Origin of the sequence: Streptomyces sp. H51 (assembly GCF_035656535.1) — a bacterium.
In the GTDB taxonomy this organism is placed as follows: Bacteria; Actinomycetota; Actinomycetes; order Streptomycetales; family Streptomycetaceae; genus Streptomyces.
The window spans coordinates 1-15,364 of sequence record NZ_JAYMHD010000022.1; the positions used below are offsets into that span (position 1 = coordinate 1).

At 73.1% G+C, this 15,364-nt stretch carries 14 protein-coding genes; 6 read left to right on the top strand and 8 right to left on the bottom strand.

Annotated elements, in window-relative coordinates:
- Window positions 1–69 precede the first annotated feature (69 nt).
- The 4 genes from VKA29_RS07060 to VKA29_RS07075 are packed head-to-tail and all read right to left on the bottom strand — an operon-like array spanning window position 70 to window position 4,419.
- Entirely contained in the window at window positions 70–1,239 is a 1,170-nt protein-coding gene (locus VKA29_RS07060) for an acyl-CoA dehydrogenase family protein (protein ID WP_324784340.1), read from the bottom strand.
- Window positions 1,236–2,318, bottom strand: a complete 1,083-nt coding sequence (locus VKA29_RS07065; RefSeq protein ID WP_324784341.1) for an acyl-CoA dehydrogenase family protein — start codon at window positions 2,316–2,318, stop codon at window positions 1,236–1,238. The genes VKA29_RS07060 and VKA29_RS07065 overlap by 4 nt, the downstream gene beginning before the upstream one ends.
- Window positions 2,318–3,487, bottom strand: a complete 1,170-nt coding sequence (locus VKA29_RS07070; RefSeq protein ID WP_324784342.1) for an acyl-CoA dehydrogenase family protein — start codon at window positions 3,485–3,487, stop codon at window positions 2,318–2,320. The genes VKA29_RS07065 and VKA29_RS07070 overlap by 1 nt, the downstream gene beginning before the upstream one ends.
- Entirely contained in the window at window positions 3,487–4,419 is a 933-nt protein-coding gene (locus VKA29_RS07075; RefSeq protein ID WP_420718453.1) for an enoyl-CoA hydratase, read from the bottom strand. The genes VKA29_RS07070 and VKA29_RS07075 overlap by 1 nt, the downstream gene beginning before the upstream one ends.
- Before the next feature lie 46 nt (window positions 4,420–4,465).
- Here VKA29_RS07075 and VKA29_RS07080 point away from each other — a divergent pair, with 46 nt between their 5' ends.
- The 4 genes from VKA29_RS07080 (at window position 4,466) to VKA29_RS07095 (ending at window position 8,348) form a co-directional block, all read left to right on the top strand.
- A complete protein-coding gene (locus VKA29_RS07080) occupies window positions 4,466–5,632 on the top strand; it encodes an acyl-CoA dehydrogenase family protein (RefSeq protein ID WP_324784343.1) in 1,167 nt (388 codons plus the stop codon).
- On the top strand, window positions 5,629–6,414 hold the full coding sequence (locus VKA29_RS07085; RefSeq protein ID WP_324784344.1) for an SDR family oxidoreductase: 786 nt from the start codon (window positions 5,629–5,631) through the stop codon (window positions 6,412–6,414). The genes VKA29_RS07080 and VKA29_RS07085 overlap by 4 nt, the downstream gene beginning before the upstream one ends.
- A 14-nt stretch (window positions 6,415–6,428) precedes the next feature.
- Entirely contained in the window at window positions 6,429–7,046 is a 618-nt protein-coding gene (locus VKA29_RS07090; RefSeq protein WP_324784345.1) for a TetR/AcrR family transcriptional regulator, read from the top strand.
- A gap of 144 nt (window positions 7,047–7,190) precedes the next feature.
- Entirely contained in the window at window positions 7,191–8,348 is a 1,158-nt protein-coding gene (locus VKA29_RS07095) for an acetyl-CoA C-acetyltransferase (RefSeq protein ID WP_324784346.1), read from the top strand.
- Between the two features lie 291 nt (window positions 8,349–8,639).
- Here VKA29_RS07095 and VKA29_RS07100 read toward each other — a convergent pair whose 3' ends face one another.
- The 4 genes from VKA29_RS07100 to VKA29_RS07115 are packed head-to-tail and all read right to left on the bottom strand — an operon-like array spanning window position 8,640 to window position 12,197.
- A complete protein-coding gene (locus VKA29_RS07100; protein WP_324784347.1) occupies window positions 8,640–9,809 on the bottom strand; it encodes an NAD(P)H-dependent flavin oxidoreductase in 1,170 nt (389 codons plus the stop codon).
- Window positions 9,806–10,576 carry a CoA-transferase subunit beta gene (locus VKA29_RS07105; RefSeq protein WP_324784348.1) on the bottom strand — a complete coding sequence of 257 codons (771 nt, stop codon included), beginning with the start codon at window positions 10,574–10,576 and terminating at the stop codon, window positions 9,806–9,808. Before VKA29_RS07105 ends, VKA29_RS07100 begins: the two co-directional genes overlap by 4 nt.
- Window positions 10,573–11,445 carry a CoA transferase subunit A gene (locus VKA29_RS07110; protein ID WP_324784349.1) on the bottom strand — a complete coding sequence of 291 codons (873 nt, stop codon included), beginning with the start codon at window positions 11,443–11,445 and terminating at the stop codon, window positions 10,573–10,575. The genes VKA29_RS07105 and VKA29_RS07110 overlap by 4 nt, the downstream gene beginning before the upstream one ends.
- A complete protein-coding gene (locus tag VKA29_RS07115; protein WP_324784350.1) occupies window positions 11,442–12,197 on the bottom strand; it encodes an enoyl-CoA hydratase family protein in 756 nt (251 codons plus the stop codon). Before VKA29_RS07115 ends, VKA29_RS07110 begins: the two co-directional genes overlap by 4 nt.
- A 108-nt stretch (window positions 12,198–12,305) precedes the next feature.
- Between VKA29_RS07115 and VKA29_RS07120 the strand changes: the two genes are divergently transcribed.
- Window positions 12,306–13,217 carry an SDR family oxidoreductase gene (locus tag VKA29_RS07120; RefSeq protein WP_324784351.1) on the top strand — a complete coding sequence of 304 codons (912 nt, stop codon included), beginning with the start codon at window positions 12,306–12,308 and terminating at the stop codon, window positions 13,215–13,217.
- Window positions 13,218–13,849: 632 nt separating this feature from the next.
- On the top strand, window positions 13,850–15,265 hold the full coding sequence (locus tag VKA29_RS07125) for an amidase (RefSeq protein ID WP_324784352.1): 1,416 nt from the start codon (window positions 13,850–13,852) through the stop codon (window positions 15,263–15,265).
- The last annotated feature ends 99 nt before the right edge of the window (window positions 15,266–15,364 follow it).

The window sequence follows — 15,364 nt, forward strand, 5'->3', positions numbered from 1 at the left end:
GGTCATCGGCGAAGTGCCGGTCGCCAGTGGCGTCGGGCACGTACTTCACAGTGACAACGATCCTCAAGCTCACGCCGTTTCCTTCCGTTCCTGTCGTTCTCGTCGTTCTTGTCGTGCTTCTCGGTCCGGCCGGCTCTTCTCCGTCAGCCCCAGACCGCGGGCGAGCCGGGCCCGGTGCCAGGCGGGCGGGCCGAAGAGCTGGGAGGACCCGTGCGCACGCTTGAAGTAGCGGTGGGCGTCGTGTTCCCAGGTGATGCCGATACCGCCGTGCAGCTGGATCATCTCGCCCGCCACCGTCGAGAACGCCTCCGAACAGGTGGACTTGGCGACGGCCGCGTACCTGCTGAGGCCCCCCGACCCCGACCCGGTACCTGCATCCGCATCCGCATCCGTCTCCGCCGCCGCGAAGGCGGCGCCCAGCGCCGCCGAACGTGCCGACTCCACCAGGACGTACGCGTCCGCCAGCCGGTGTTTGACGGCCTGGAAGGAGCCCAGCGGCCGGCCGAACTGCACGCGCTCCCGGACATGGGCGACCGTGATCTCCAGGCACCGCTCCGCCGCCCCCACCTGCTCCGCGGCGAGCGCGGTGCAGACGAGATCCAGGACGTGGGACAGCACTCGGGCGCCGTCACCGTCCGCCCCGATGAGCCGGCCCTCGGCCCCCTCGCACGTCAGCCGCGCCAGTGGCCGGGTCCCGTCCATGGTCACGGACGGGGCGGCGCGCACTCCCGGATCGTCCGCGGCCACCTCGAAGAGGGAGACCCCGGAGTCGGTGCGGGCGGCCACCAGGAGGACGTCGGCGGTGGCGCCGTCGAGCACGTACTGCTTGACCCCGTGGATCCGCCAGGATCCGCCGGGGCCCGGTGCGGCCGTGCTCCGTACCGCCGCCGGGTCCCAGGTCCCGTCCTCCGCCCAGGCCAGCGCTCCCACGGCGGTGCCGGCGGCGATGCCCGGAAGCAGCCGCGCACGGGCCGCCTCGTCCCCGGAGGCGAGCAGCGCCTGTACGGTCGCGACGGCCGAGCCGAGATACGGTACGGGGCTCAGCACCCGGCCCAGTTCCGCCATCACCACGTGCACCTCGACCGCTCCGTACCCGGCGCCTCCGTACTCCTCGGGTACGCACAGGCCGGCGGCGCCGATCTGCTCGGTCAGCGGGCGCCAGGCCTTCGCGCCTTCCTGACGGGCGAGCAACGACCGTACGGCCGAACGGAGTTCGTCCTGCTCCTGGGTCGGCCTCACTCGTCCACCGCCTCTTGTGCCGACGCCGACGCCGACGCGGGTGCGGGTGCGGGTGCGGGTGCGGGTGCGGTGCCCGGTCCGGCCAGGACGCGGGCCCGGCACACGGCGGGTGTGCCCCAGGCATCACGGAGGGGCCGTGCCTTGCGGATCCACAGGGACAGGTCGAGTTCGTCGGTGTAGCCGAGGGCTCCGTGCAGATGCAGCGCGGTGAGCGCCGCACCGTGGGCCGCCCGTCCCGCCGCGACCTTCGCCGCGGCGATCTCGCGGCCCGCGTCCGGGCCCTCCGCGTCCGGGCCGTCCGCGGCCAGGGCGAGAGCGGCGGAGTGGAGCAGCGGCTGGGCGAACTCCAGCGCGATCAGTACGTCGGCCAGCCGGTGCTTGACCGCCTGGAAGGAGCCGATCGGGACACCGAACTGGGTGCGCCGTCCGACGTATTCGACGGTGCGCGCGAGCAGCGCGCGGCCCAGGCCGAGGGACTGCGCGGCCGTCGCCAGCCGGGCCACGCGCGACGCGTGCCGGGCCGCGGCGGTCACGGCGGGACCGCGGGCGAGGACGGCACCGCCGAGCGGACGGGCGAGCCGGCGGGCCGGGTCGGCGGACCGCTGCACCCCACCCGCCGACTCCGCGAGGCGGACGGTGTCACCCTCGACCACGAACACCGCGTCCGCCGTGGCGGCGTCCAGCGCGTACGGAGCGTCGGCGGTGAGCAGGGCGAAGGAGACGACCGACGTGCCGGCGGCGATGCCCGGGAGCCAGTCGGCCGCGATCGCACCGTTGCCGAGCCGGTCCAGGAACGCGGCCGCCGCCACCGTCTCCACCAGCGGACCCGGCACCGCGTGCCGGCCCAGTTCGGCGAAAACGACGGCCAGTTCGACCGGCAGGAGGCCGACCCCGTCGTACCGCTCGGGCACGGCGAGGGCGAAGACACCCGCGTCGGCCAGCTTCGACCACAGCGCGCGCCCCGGCGCGGTGTCCCCGTCGGCCCAGGCCCGTACCACGGCGGGGGTGCCGGCCGCCGCGAGCATGGCGTCCAGCGAGCGGGCGAACTGCCGCTGCTCGTCGGTCAGGAGGAACCGCATCACCGGCGTCCCTTCGGCAGGCCGAGCAGCCGCTCGGCGATGATGTCGCGCTGGATCTCGTTGGTGCCCGCGTAGATCGGGCCCGCCAGGGAGAAGGTGTAGCCCTCGGCCCAGCCGCCGTGCGCCGGGGCGTCGGGGGCGGCGTCGGACAGTTCGCCGTGCGCCCCGAGCAGGTCCAGGGCGGTCTCGTGCAGCGCGATGTCCAGTTCGGACCAGAAGACCTTGTTCAGGCTGGACTCGGCGCCGATCGAGTCCCCCTCGGCGATCCGGGAGACGTTCCGGTACGCGAACAGCCGGTAGGCGCGGGCCGCGATGACGGCGTCGGCCACCCGGTCGCGCAGGGCGGTGTCGGTCGGCTCGGCCGCCGAGCGCCACAGTTCGGTGAGCCGGTCGGCGGCGGCCGTGAAGCGGCCGGGACTGCGCAGGGTCAGTCCGCGTTCATTGCCGGCCGTGCTCATCGCGGCCCGCCAGCCCTGGCCGGGCTCGCCGATCACGTCCTCGTCGGGGACGAAGACGTCGTCGAGGAAGAGCTCGGCGAAGGCGGGCTTGCCGTCGAGCCGGCCGATGGGCCGTACGGTCACCCCGTCGGCGTCCAGCGGGAACATCAGATACGTCAGACCGTGGTGGGGCCGGTCGGTGTCCGGATCGCTGCGGAACAGGCCGAAGGCACGGTCGGCGAAGGCGGCCCGCGACGACCAGGTCTTCTGGCCGCTGAGCAGCCAGCCGCCCTCGGTGCGGACGGCGGTGGAGCGCAGCGAGGCGAGGTCGGAGCCCGACTCCGGCTCCGACCAGGCCTGGGCCCAGATCACCTCGCCGCTCGCCATCGACGGCAGGATCCGGGCGCGCTGCTCGTCGGTGCCGTGCTCGAAGAGGGTGGGGGCGAGGAGGTTGATGCCGTTCTGGCTCACCCGGCCGGGCGCGCCCGCCGCGTAGTACTCCTCCTCGAAGATCAGCCACTCCAGCCACGAAGCGCCGCGCCCGCCGTACTCCTCCGGCCAGGAGACCACCGACCAGCGGTCGGCGAACAGGGTGCGCTCCCAGTCCCGGTGGGCGGCGAAGCCCTCCGCGGTCTCCAGGGAGGGCAGCGGCTTCGCGGGGACGTGGGCGCGCAGCCAGTCGCGGGCCTCGCCGCGGAAGGCCTCCTCGTCGGCGGTGAATCCGAGGTCCATCAGGCCGAACCCTCCTTCATGGCGCGGATGTCCATGCCGCCGAGCGAGTCGGCGGCGGTCTCGGCGTTGTGCGCGTGGGCCAGGTGATGCAGTCCGAAGACCGAGTCCACGCCGGTGTGCAGACCCTGGAGGTCCTCGGCCTGGTTGACGGCACGCTTGGTCAACGCCAGTCCCATGCGGGGCATCTCGGCGATACGGAGAGCCAACTCCGTCGTGCGATCGGTGAGTTCGGCCCGGGGGACGACCCGGTTGACCATGCCGACCTGGTAGGCGCGCTGCGCGCTCATCCGTTCCCCGGTGAACAGGAACTCCTTGGCGATGCGCGGCGGCATCACCCAGGGGTGCGCGAAGTACTCGACGCCGGGGATGCCCATGCGGACCACCGGGTCGGCGAAGAAGGCGTCGTCGGAGGCGATGATCAGGTCGCACACCCAGGCCAGCATCAGGCCGCCGGCGACGCAGGCGCCCTGCACCGAGGCCACCACGGGCTTGGGCAGCTCGCGCCAGCGGCGGCACATGCCGAGGTAGACCTCGGACTCGCGGGCGAAACGGCTCTCCGCCCCCGCCTTGTCCGAGTGGTCCCACCACAGCCCCGCCTTCCGTTCGAAGGGCAGGTGGGCGTCGCGCTCCGGGGTGCCGATGTCGTGGCCGGCCGAGAAGTGCTTACCCGAGCCGGCGAGGACGACGACCTTGACCTCGTCGTCCGCGGCGGCCCGGTAGAAGGCCCGGTCCAGGGCGTAGGTCATCGCGGAGTTCTGGGCGTTGCGGTACTCCGGCCGGTTCATGGTGATCGTCGCCACCGGCCCCTGCCGGTCGTAGCGCACCGGGCCGTCCTGCTCCGGGGAGCGCGCCGGGCCGTCCTGCTTCTGCGAGTGCGCCGGGCCGTCCTGCTCCCGGGAGCGCTCGGCCGCTTGGTCGTGGGCAGCGGACATCCGCCCCTCCTTCCCTAACAAGTGTTTGGTAGGTTAACGTACATCCATGAGCAGCGTCGAGGAGTTCCGCACCGAGGTCCGCGGTTGGCTGGGGGCCAATCTGAAGGGTGAGTTCGCGGCCCTGCGCGGGCGCGGCGGCCCCGGCCGTGAGCACGAGGCGTTCGCCGAGCGGCTCGCCTGGGAGCGCCACATGGCCGCGGCCGGCTGGACGTGCGTGGGCTGGCCGGAGGAGTACGGCGGCCGCGGGGCCACCCTGGAGCAACAGGTCGCCTTCCACGAGGAGTACGCCCTCGCCGACGCCCCCGCCCGGGTCAACCACATCGGCGAGCAGCTCCTCGGGCCCACCCTGATGGCCTTCGGGACACCCGAGCAGCGCGAGCGCTTCCTGCCGCCGATCGTCGCGGTGGAGGAGCTGTGGTGCCAGGGCTACAGCGAGCCGGACGCCGGCTCCGACCTGGCCAACGTACGCACCCGGGCCGAGCGCGACGGCGACGAGTGGACGGTGACCGGACAGAAGATCTGGACCTCACTCGCCCACGAGTCCGACTGGTGCTTCGTCGTCGCCCGCACCGAACCCGGCTCCGTACGCCACCAGGGGCTCTCCTACCTACTGGTTCCGCTGGACCAGCCCGGTGTGGACATCCGCCCCATCACCCAGCTCACCGGCACCAGTGAGTTCAACGAGGTGTTCTTCGACGGCGCCCGCACGCCCGCCTCGCACATCGTCGGCGAGCCCGGCGAGGGCTGGAAGATCGCCATGGCCACGCTCGGCTTCGAACGCGGTGTCTCCACCCTCGGCCAGCAGGTCGGCTTCCGCCGCGAGCTGGAGACCCTGATCGACCTGGCCCGCCGCAACGGCGCGGCCGGGGACCCGCTGATCCGCGACCGCCTCGCCCGCGCCTGGACCGGCCTGGAGACCATCCGGTTCAACGCGCTCCGCATGCTCGAAGGGGTCGCCGCCGGGGCCCCCGGCCCGGAGGCCTCCATCGGGAAGATCTACTGGGCCACCTGGCACCGGGAACTCGGCGAACTGGCCATGGAGGTCCGCGGCGCCGACGGGATGCTCGCCGCCGGCGAACCCTACGACCTCGACGACTGGCAGCGGCTGTTCCTGTTCTCCCGGTCCGACACCATCTACGCCGGCTCGAACGAGATCCAGCGCAACATCATCGCCGAGCGGGTGCTCGGTCTGCCCAGAGAGGTCCGCCCATGACCACCGACCCCGTCTACGTCCCCGGCCACGGCCTGCTGGAGGGCCGGACCGCCGTCGTCACCGCCGCCGCGGGCGCGGGCATCGGCGGCGCCACGGCCCGGCGGCTGCTCGAAGAGGGCGCCGACGTGCTCGTCTCCGACACTCACGCCCGCAGGCTGGAGGAGACGCGGTCCGCACTGGCCGACGAGTTCGGCGCGGACCGGGTCACGGCACTGACCTGCGACGTCACCGACGAGAACCAGGTGGGCGCGCTCTTCGACCTGGCCCGGGAGCGGCACGGCCGGCTGGACGTCGTCGTCAACAACGCCGGACTCGGCGGCACCGCGGCGGTGGTCGACATGAGCGACGAACAGTGGGACACGGTCCTCGATGTCACCCTCAACGGCACCTTCCGCTGCACCCGCGCCGCGCTGCGCCGGATGAAGGAGGCGGGCAGCGGCGGGGTGATCGTCAACAACGCCTCGGTGATCGGCTGGCGCGCGCAGAAGGGCCAGGCCCACTACGCCGCCGCCAAGGCCGGGGTGATGGCGCTCACCCGCTGCGCCGCCCTGGAGGCCGCCGAGTACGGAGTGCGGGTCAACGCCGTCGCGCCGAGCCTGGCCATGCACCCCCACCTGGTGAAGGTCACCACCCCTGAACTGCTGGCCGAGTTGACCTCCCGGGAGGCGTTCGGCCGCTACGCCGAGCCCTGGGAGGTCGCGAACACGATCGTCTTCCTCGCCAGCGGCTACTCCTCGTATCTGACGGGCGAGGTCCTCTCCGTCAGCAGCCAGCACGCCTGAGCGAGGACGAGCGGGTGCCGAAAGCCAGCAGCAAGAAGAGGGCGACACCGGCCTCGCCCGAGCGGCGCGCGGAACTCCTCGCCACCGCCGCCGAGGTGTTCGCCGCGCACGGCTACAACGCCACCACCATGCGCCGGATCGCGGACGAGGCGGGGATGCTCGCCGGCAGCCTCTACTACCACTTCGATTCCAAGGAATCGATGGTCGACGAGGTCCTCTCCACCTTCCTGGACGAGCTCTGGGACCGCTACGACACCGTCCTGGACGCGCGGCTCGGCCCCCGGGAGACCATAGAGGCACTGGTCACCGAGTCCTTCCGGGAGATCGGCCGGCACCGTGCCGCCGTCGCCATCTACCAGCAGGAGTCCGGGCACCTGCGGAGGCTGCCGCGGTTCGCCTACCTCGCCGGCTCCCAGCAGAAGTTCGCCAGGGCCTGGCTCGGGACGCTGGAGAGCGGTGTGGCCACCGGAACCTTCCGCGCCGACCTGGACATACGGCTCACCTACCGCTTCCTGCGCGACACCGTGTGGGTCGCCGCGTCGTGGTACCGGCCGGACGGACAGCACAGTCCGGAGGAGATCGCCCGCCAGTACCTGTCGATGGTGCTGGAGGGGATCGTCGTCGGGCCGTGACGTCGCAGGGGACCCGACGTCCCAGCGGACCTGACGTCGTAAACACATGACGCCGTACGGAGAGACGCCGTACGGAGACGAAGCCGTACGGACACGGCGCCGTACGGACAGGACAAGCCGAACATCACACAAGGAGCAGCAGTCATGGCCGAGGCATACATCGTCGAAGCGGTCCGCACCCCCGTCGGCCGCCGGAACGGCGGACTGTCCGCCGTCCACCCGGCCGATCTGGGCGCACACGTCCTCAAGGAGCTGATGGCACGCTCCGGCGTCGACCCGGCCGCCGTGGAGGACGTCGTCCTCGGCTGCCTCGACAACGTGGGTCCGCAGGCCGGTGACATCGCCCGCACCTGCTGGCTGGCCGCTGGCCTGCCGGAGGAGGTGCCGGGCGTGACCGTGGACCGGCAGTGCGGCTCGTCCCAGCAGGCCCTGCACTTCGCCGCCCAGGGTGTCCTCTCCGGCACCCAGGACCTGGTGGTCGCGGGCGGCGTGCAGAACATGTCGATGATCCCCATCGCCTTCGCCACTCGGCAGGCCGCCGAGTCGCTCGGGCTCACCCAGGGCCCCTACGCCGGCTCCGAGGGCTGGCGCGCCCGCTACGGCGACCGGCCGGTGAACCAGTTCGCCGGCGCCGAGATGATCGCCGAGAAGTGGGGGATCTCCCGCGAGGACATGGAGGAGTTCGCGCTGCGCTCGCACCAGCGCGCCATCCGTGCCCTCGACGAGGGCCGCTTCGCCCGCGAGACCGTCGCCTTCGGTGACGTGACCGCCGACGAGGGCCCGCGCCGCGACACCACGCTGGAGAAGATGGCGTCCCTCAAGCCCGTCGTCGAGGGCGGCCGGTTGACCGCCGCGGTCTCCTCCCAGGTGTCCGACGGGGCGTCGGCGATGCTCATCGCCTCCGAGCGGGCCGTGCGCGAGCACGGACTCACCCCCCGCGCCCGTGTCCACCACCTCTCGGCGCGCGGCGAGGATCCGATCCGGATGCTGTCGGCGCCGATCCCGGCCACGGCGTACGCGCTGAAGAAGGCCGGCATGTCGCTCGACGACATCGACCTGGTCGAGATCAACGAGGCGTTCGCCTCCGTCGTCCTGGCCTGGCTGAAGGAGACCGGCGCCGACCCCGAGAAGGTCAACGTCAACGGCGGCGCCATCGCCCTCGGCCACCCGCTCGGCGCCACCGGCACCAAGCTGATGACCACGCTGCTGCACGAACTGGAGCGCACGGGCGGGCGGTACGGCCTGCAGACGATGTGCGAGGGCGGCGGCCAGGCCAACGTGACCATCATCGAACGCCTCTGAGCGGACGCCGCACCGCGGTGCGGCGTCCGCTGACCGGGCGTCGCACCGCGGATCGGAGCCGCGACGCCCGGGGACGTCGCGGCCGGCGGGACGTTGCGGCCGGCGCCCGCGTGGGTCCGTCCGTCCATGCCGAGGACCCGCTCGGTCCGGCCGGCGGGGCGTACCGCTCGATCGGTCCGCGCACCCGGGGATCGCCCGGGGCGGACTCAGGCGCAGTCGTGTGCGAGCCGGCCGTGCGGGCGCGCGGACGTCCGTACCGGCGGAGGTCCCCATCGGCAGACGCGTCGGCCGTCAGCCGCTGCCGGGGAGCCTCCGCAGTGTCCTGCCTGCCTCGTCCATGATCCTTTCGACCAGTTCGGCGCAGGAGGGCAGGTCGTCGATGACCCCGGTGACCTGGCCGGCGGCCATCACACCGATGTCGGTACGGCCCTCGACCAGGGAGGCCCGCAGCAGCATGGGGGTGTTCGCGGCCAACAGCACCTGGCTCCAGGTCAGTTCCTTGCCGTGCTTCATGGCGAGGCCGTCCCGGACCATGGCCGGCCAGCTCATTCCCGACTCCCGGCGGAAGGCCGCCGCGTGCCGCACTGCCCGCAGGAGCGCGGAGACCCGGCCGGACCGCTCCAGGCCGTCCACCATGTCCGTACGCAGCATCCGGTGCGGCAGCCCGTCCACCTTGGTGGTGAGCGTGACGTCCTTGACGGTGGCGGCCAGGTACTTCGCCTTGACCGCGTCGGGGACGGGGCTGTCGGAGGTGAGCAGGAAGCGGGTGCCCATGGCGATGCCGGCGGCGCCGTAGGCGAGCGCGGCGACCAGGCCGCGGCCGTCGTGGAAACCGCCGGCCGCCACGACCGGGATGTCCACGGCGTCGACGACCTGGGGGAGCAGCACCGAGGTGGCCACGTCACCGGTGTGGCCGCCGCCCTCGCCGCCCTGCACGATCACGGCGTCCGCGCCCCACGCGGCGACCTTCTCGGCGTGCCGGCGGGCGCCGATCGAGGGGACGACGACGACACCGGCGTCCTTGAGCCGGGTGATCAGCTCCCGGGAGGGCGCCAGCGCGAACGAGGCGACCTTCACGCCTTCCTCGATGATGACCTTCACCCGTTCGGGTGCGTCGGCGGCGTCGGCGCGGAGGTTGACGCCGAACGGCGCGTCGGTGCGGGACTTGACCTCGCGCACCGACGCGCGCAGCCGGTCCACGGACATCGTCGCCGAGGCGAGGATCCCGAGCGCGCCGGCGCCGGCGGCGGCCGACACCAGACGGGGCCCGGACACCCAGCCCATGCCGGTCTGCACGATCGGGTACCGCACACCGACCAGCTCGGTCAGCGGGGTGGCGAATCCGGTGTTCCCCGCCCGCGCCTCCGGCGCCGCGCCCGCGCTGTCCGCCGCGCCCGCGCGGCCGGCGCCGTGGGACCCGGCCGTCTCGCACACGTCGCCGGTACCGGCCGTCGCGCTCACGAGCGGACCTCGCGGTCCCTCGCGCCCGCGGGGTCGACGACCTCGCGGATCAGCCGCAGTTCCCCGGCGGTGGGCTCACGGGTGAAGGGCACCTCGTCCGGGACGACGAGGGAGAAGCCGGTGGCCGCGACCACCTGCTCCACCGTGACACCCGGGTGCACCGAACGCAGTCGCATCGAGTGGTCGGGCGTCTCGAAGTCGAAGACGCCCAGGTCGCTGATGACCTCGGGCACACGGTGGTAGCGGGTGGCGGAGGGCCCCGCGGCGGCCGCGCTGTCGTAGCCCACCCCGCAGACCATGTCCACCTTCTCCACGAACACCCGCGGAGAGTGCCGGGGCACCCAGTAACTCGTCGGGTTGTTGAGGGTGTTGACGGGCGCGCCGCGCACCCCCAGCAGCTGCCGCTCGGGCCGGGCCCAGTCGCCGATGCAGGAGATGTTCTGGTTGCCGAAGCGGTCGATCTGGGAGGCGCCCATCATCACGTGCCGCCGCCCGCTCGTCACCATCGCCAGGTGCTGACGGTAGGGGAGCCAGCCCTCCACGACCTCCGCGCGGGCGCCGACCGCCGGTACGTCGGCCATGAGCAGTGCCTCGCCGTCGGTGAGCAGCAGGTCGGGGGAGAAGGTCAGCTTCGCCAGCCGGGCCCCGATCGTCGGGACGGTGCCCATCGGACTGGCCAGGACCTCGCCCGCGTCCCGCCAGGCGTCGGCACAGGCAACCACGCAGTACTCGGCCCGGGTCGCCGTCGTCGTAGCGGTGTCGCTCATGCTGTCTTCTCCTCCTCGTGGAACGCCGCCACCGCGGCCTGGTACGCCTGCTCGTCACCGGAGAGGAACCGCCGCGTGAACGCCGCCCAGGACTCCGGATCGTCGGCGGCCCGGACATAGGCGCGCTGGAACGCCTCGTCCCGGTCGTGGTCGGGGGTGCAGGAGGTGAAGTGCGCGCCGTTCGGGGTCTCCACCACGCCGCTCACGAAGGCGCGCTTGACCAGCAGCGACTGCGGGCCCGCATCCTTGAGGAGCTCCGCGCTGTCCACGATCCGCTCGCAGGCGACGTACGCGGTCTCGGCGGCCTCGCAGAAGAGGTCGTCGAAGTAGGGGTCCGGTCCCAGATACTGGGCGTTGCCGTGCACATCGGCGCGGTTGAGGTGCACCAGTGCGGCGTCCAGGCGCAGCGCGGGCACGGCGACCAGTTCCTCGCCGTCCTCGTAGGGCGAGGTGATCGTCCGCAGGTGGGGGTTGACCCGCATGACGTCCGAGGCCAGCCCCGCGCGGATCGGCATGAACGGCAGCCGGTGCGCGGCGGCGGTCAGCCCCCACATGAACATCGCCTCGTCCAGCTCCACCAGCTCCAGCTCGCCGCGCTGCCGGGCGGCGCGGAAGTGCGGCTCCAGCGGGACCGAGTCGAGGGTGGTGAACGCCGCGACCAGCTTCCGGATCTTCCCGGCCGCCGCCAGCAGTCCGACGTCGGGGCCGCCGTACGACACCACGGTCAGGTCGGTGACCTCCGAGCGCAGCAGTTCCCGGACCAGGGCCATCGGCTTGCGCCGCGATCCCCAGCCGCCGATGCCGATCGTCATGCCGCTGCGCAGCCTTCCGACGACCTCCTCGACGGTCATGGTCTTGTCCTTGCTCATGACTGCTTCTCCCGGTCCGTGCCGAAGGTGTCGCGCACACGGTCGGCGACACCGCTGAGGTTGGCCTCGAAGGTGAAGCCCTGTTCGAAGCGGTAGCTGCGGTGCACGTCCACCGGGTCGATGCCGTTGATGGCGGCCTTGGCCAGCCGGATCAGATACCCGTCCTTCAGGGCGATCTCCCGGGCCAGCTCCAGGGCCGCGTCGAGCAGTTGCTCGCGGGGCACCACCCGCCACACCGAGCCGTGTCCGTGCAGCTCCCGCGCGGTCACCGTGCGCGAGGTGTAGTACAGCGTCCGCATCAGGTGCTGCGGGACCAGCCGGGCCAGATGCGTGGCCGCGCCGAGCGCGCCGCGGTCCAGCTCCGGCAGGCCGAAGGTGGCGTCCTCGGAGGCGACCACCGCGTCCGCGTTGCCCACCAGGCCGATGCCCCCGCCCAGGCAGAAGCCGTGCACCGCGGCGACCACGGGGACCTGACAGTCGTAGACCGCGGCGAAGGCGTCGGCGCAGCCGTGGTTGGCGCCGATGAGCGCCTCGTGGCCGGTCGCGCGCTGCATCTCCTTGATGTCGACGCCCGCGTTGAAACCCCGGCCGGCGGCGGTGAGCACCACACAGCGCACATCGGGGTCGGCCCCGGCGACGCGGACCGCGGCGGCCAGGTCGTGCCAGCCCCGTACGGGCAGCGCGTTGACCGGGGGGTAGTCCACGGTGATGACGGCGACGCCCTTGTCCGGGGCGGAGGCGGAGACACCCATGAGCAGATCAGCTACCTTTCCACCAAACGTTTGTTAGGGGAATGTAGCAGCGGTTCGTGCGCTGCGGGAAGGCATCCCCGCGCCTCGACTGGAAGGACCTCACCTCACATGACCGGACTGTGCACTGGACGCGTGGCCGTTGTGACCGGAGCCGGACGCGGACTCGGGCGCGCGCACGCGCTCGCCCTCGCGGCCGAGGGGGCCAGGGTCGTCGTCAACGACCTCGGTGTCGGACTGGACGGCACCGGCGGGGCCTCGGGGCCCGCCCAGGAGGTCGTCGACGAGATCCGGGCGGGCGGCGGAGAGGCGGTCGCGCACGCGGGCGACATCGCCACCTCCGACGGCGCCGCCTCGCTGATCGCCGCCGCCGTCGACACCTTCGGCCGGCTGGACACCCTCGTCAACAACGCCGGCTTCCTGCGCGACCGCATGCTCGTCAACCTCGACGAGGACGACTGGGACGCCGTCATGCGTGTCCACCTCAAGGGCCACTTCCTCACGCTCAAGCACGCGGCCGCTCACTGGCGGGCCGAGGCGAAGGCCGGCCGTACGCCCGCGGCCCGCGTGGTCAACACCAGCTCGGGCGCGGGGCTGCTGGGCAGCGTCGGCCAGGGCAACTACTCGGCCGCCAAGGCCGGGATCGTCGGCCTGACCCTGGTCGCCGCGGCCGAGATGGGCCGCTACGGCGTCCAGGTCAACGCCATCGCCCCGGCCGCCCGCACCCGCATGACGGAGCAGACCTTCGCGGACGCCATGGCCGCTCCCGAACCGGGCGGATTCGACGCCATGGCCCCGGAGAACGTCTCACCGCTCGTCGTCTGGCTGGGCTCCGCCGACTCGGCCGGCGTGACGGGCCGGGTGTTCGAGGCCGAGGGCGGCCGGATCACCGTCATGGAGGGCTGGCGGCCGGGCCCGACCGCCGACAAGGGAGCCCGCTGGACCCCTGCCGAGGCGGGCGAGGCCACCCGGAAACTCCTGGCGGACGCCCTGCGCCCGCAGCCGGTGTACGGCGCCCGGTAACCGTTGCCCGCTGCCCGGCGCCGGGCGCTCCGCCCGGTGGCCGGGGTGCGATGTCGCCCCGCCGCTCCCGGGCATGCCCGGCGGCGGCGGGGCAGGACCGACCACGCCCGCCCCGTGCCCAGGGCCGGGCCCACAGCCACGGGGCCCGGTCATCCGCTCCCGGACCCGGCACCCGGCACCCGGCCCCCGGCGCCCGAGAGTCCCGGTCTTCCGGTCCCGGCACCCGGTTTCCGAGTCCCGGTCTTCCGGTCCCGGGACCCGGTTTCCGAGTCCCGGTCTTCCGGTCCCGGGACCCGGCCTTCGAGCCCCGGGGATCCTGGATCCCGGCAGCCGGTCTCCGAGTCCCGGGGTGCTGGATCCCGGCACCCGGTCTCCGATTGCCAGATCGCCGCCGCCCCCGCACCGGGCGCTCCCGGTGAGTGGGACACCTCACATCGGCGGGTGTGCCGAGCCGTAACTTCCCCTCACCCCCAAGGCTCCGCCCCGTTCTCCGCCCGCTCCGTGCCCCGGCACCGGGGCCGGCGGACACGGACCGCAATGAAGCAGTGCCGTGCGGCGAGCCGCGCCCGCGACCCGGTCCAGAGCCCGGTCACGGTCACGCCGCGCGGTTGTCCGACTGTGAGGAGAAGCCAGTGGCCGACAGGTGGGACGCCGTCGCGACGGCGTCCGCGACAGCGGGCGGTGAGGTCAGCGCCCGCGAGGTGGTCGAAACCGCCATCGCCCGCATCGAGAAACTCAACGGCGAACTCAACGCCGTCATCCACACCCGATTCGACGAGGCGCTCGCCGAGGTGGACGCCGGACTGCCCGACGGCCCGCTGCGCGGCGTGCCGGTTCTCGTCAAGGACCTCGGCACGCAGGTCGCAGGCCTGCCGGCCACCAGCGGCAGCCGGCTCTTCGCCGACGCCGTCTCCACCCGCGACAGCGAACTCGTCAAGCGCTACCGACGCGCCGGCATGGTCGTTCTGGGTACCACCAACACCCCCGAGTTCGGCCTCAACTCCAGCACCGAACCGGCGCTGTACGGCCCCACCCGCAACCCCTGGGGCACGGGGCACTCACCCGGCGGTTCGAGCGGGGGCTCGGCCGCCGCCGTCAGCGCCGGAATGGTCCCCGTCGCGCACGCAAGCGACGGCGGGGGTTCCATCCGCATCCCCTCCGCGGCCTGCGGGCTCTTCGGTCTCAAGCCCGGCCGCGGCCGGGTGTCACCCGCGCCCCGGCCCACCACCCTGTCCGCGCTGGTCTCAGGACACCACGCCGTGACCCGCACGGTGCGCGACAGCGCGCTGCTGCTCGACATCGCCGCGGGCCCGCTGCCCGGCGACGCCTACGCCGCGCCCGCCCCGGCCGGCCCGTTCGCCGTCTGCGCGCGGCGCGACCCCGGACCGCTGCGGATCGGTCTGCTCACCTCGCTGCCGGACGGCCCCGAGGTGCACCCCGAACCGCTGCGGGCCGTGCTCGACGCCGCTGGTGTGTGCGAGACCCTCGGACACCGGGTCTTCGAGGTCGTGGCCCCCTACCGGCCGGGTGATGTGGGCGCCACCTCGGCCGTCCTGATGGGCGCCGACGTGGTGACCCAGATCGACGGCCGTCTCCAGCAGCTCGGCCGGCCACTCGCCGACGACGACATCGAACCCTTCACCAGGGTGGTCTACGACCACTACCGTGCCCTCACCGCCGCGGACGTCAGCCGCGCCCTGCGCCGGGTGCAGGAGATCGGCTGGCAGGTCGGCGCCGCGTTCGACGCCTACGACGTCCTGCTGAGCCCCACCCTTCCGCAGCCCACACCCCGCCTCGGCACCCTCGACACACGCCGGCCCGAGACCGTCCATGAACACGCCGCCGTCCAGTCGGCGTTCACCAGCGTCCACAACGTCACCGGCATGCCGGCGATGTCCGTCCCCTTCGGGCGGGACGGCGACGGACTGCCGCTCGGCGTGCAGTTCGCCGCCCCCGCCGGAGGTGAGGGGCTGCTGCTCGCGCTGGCCGCCCAGCTGGAGCAGGCCGCGCCCTGGGACCTCGACGCCCCTTTCCCCGCCGGAAAGTGATGGCCCGTCACCAAGTCGGGGCCCATCAGAGCTCCCCCACGGTACCCCCCACACCGCTCACCGCTCACCCGAACGCCACCCCCGCACCCCCGTACCCTC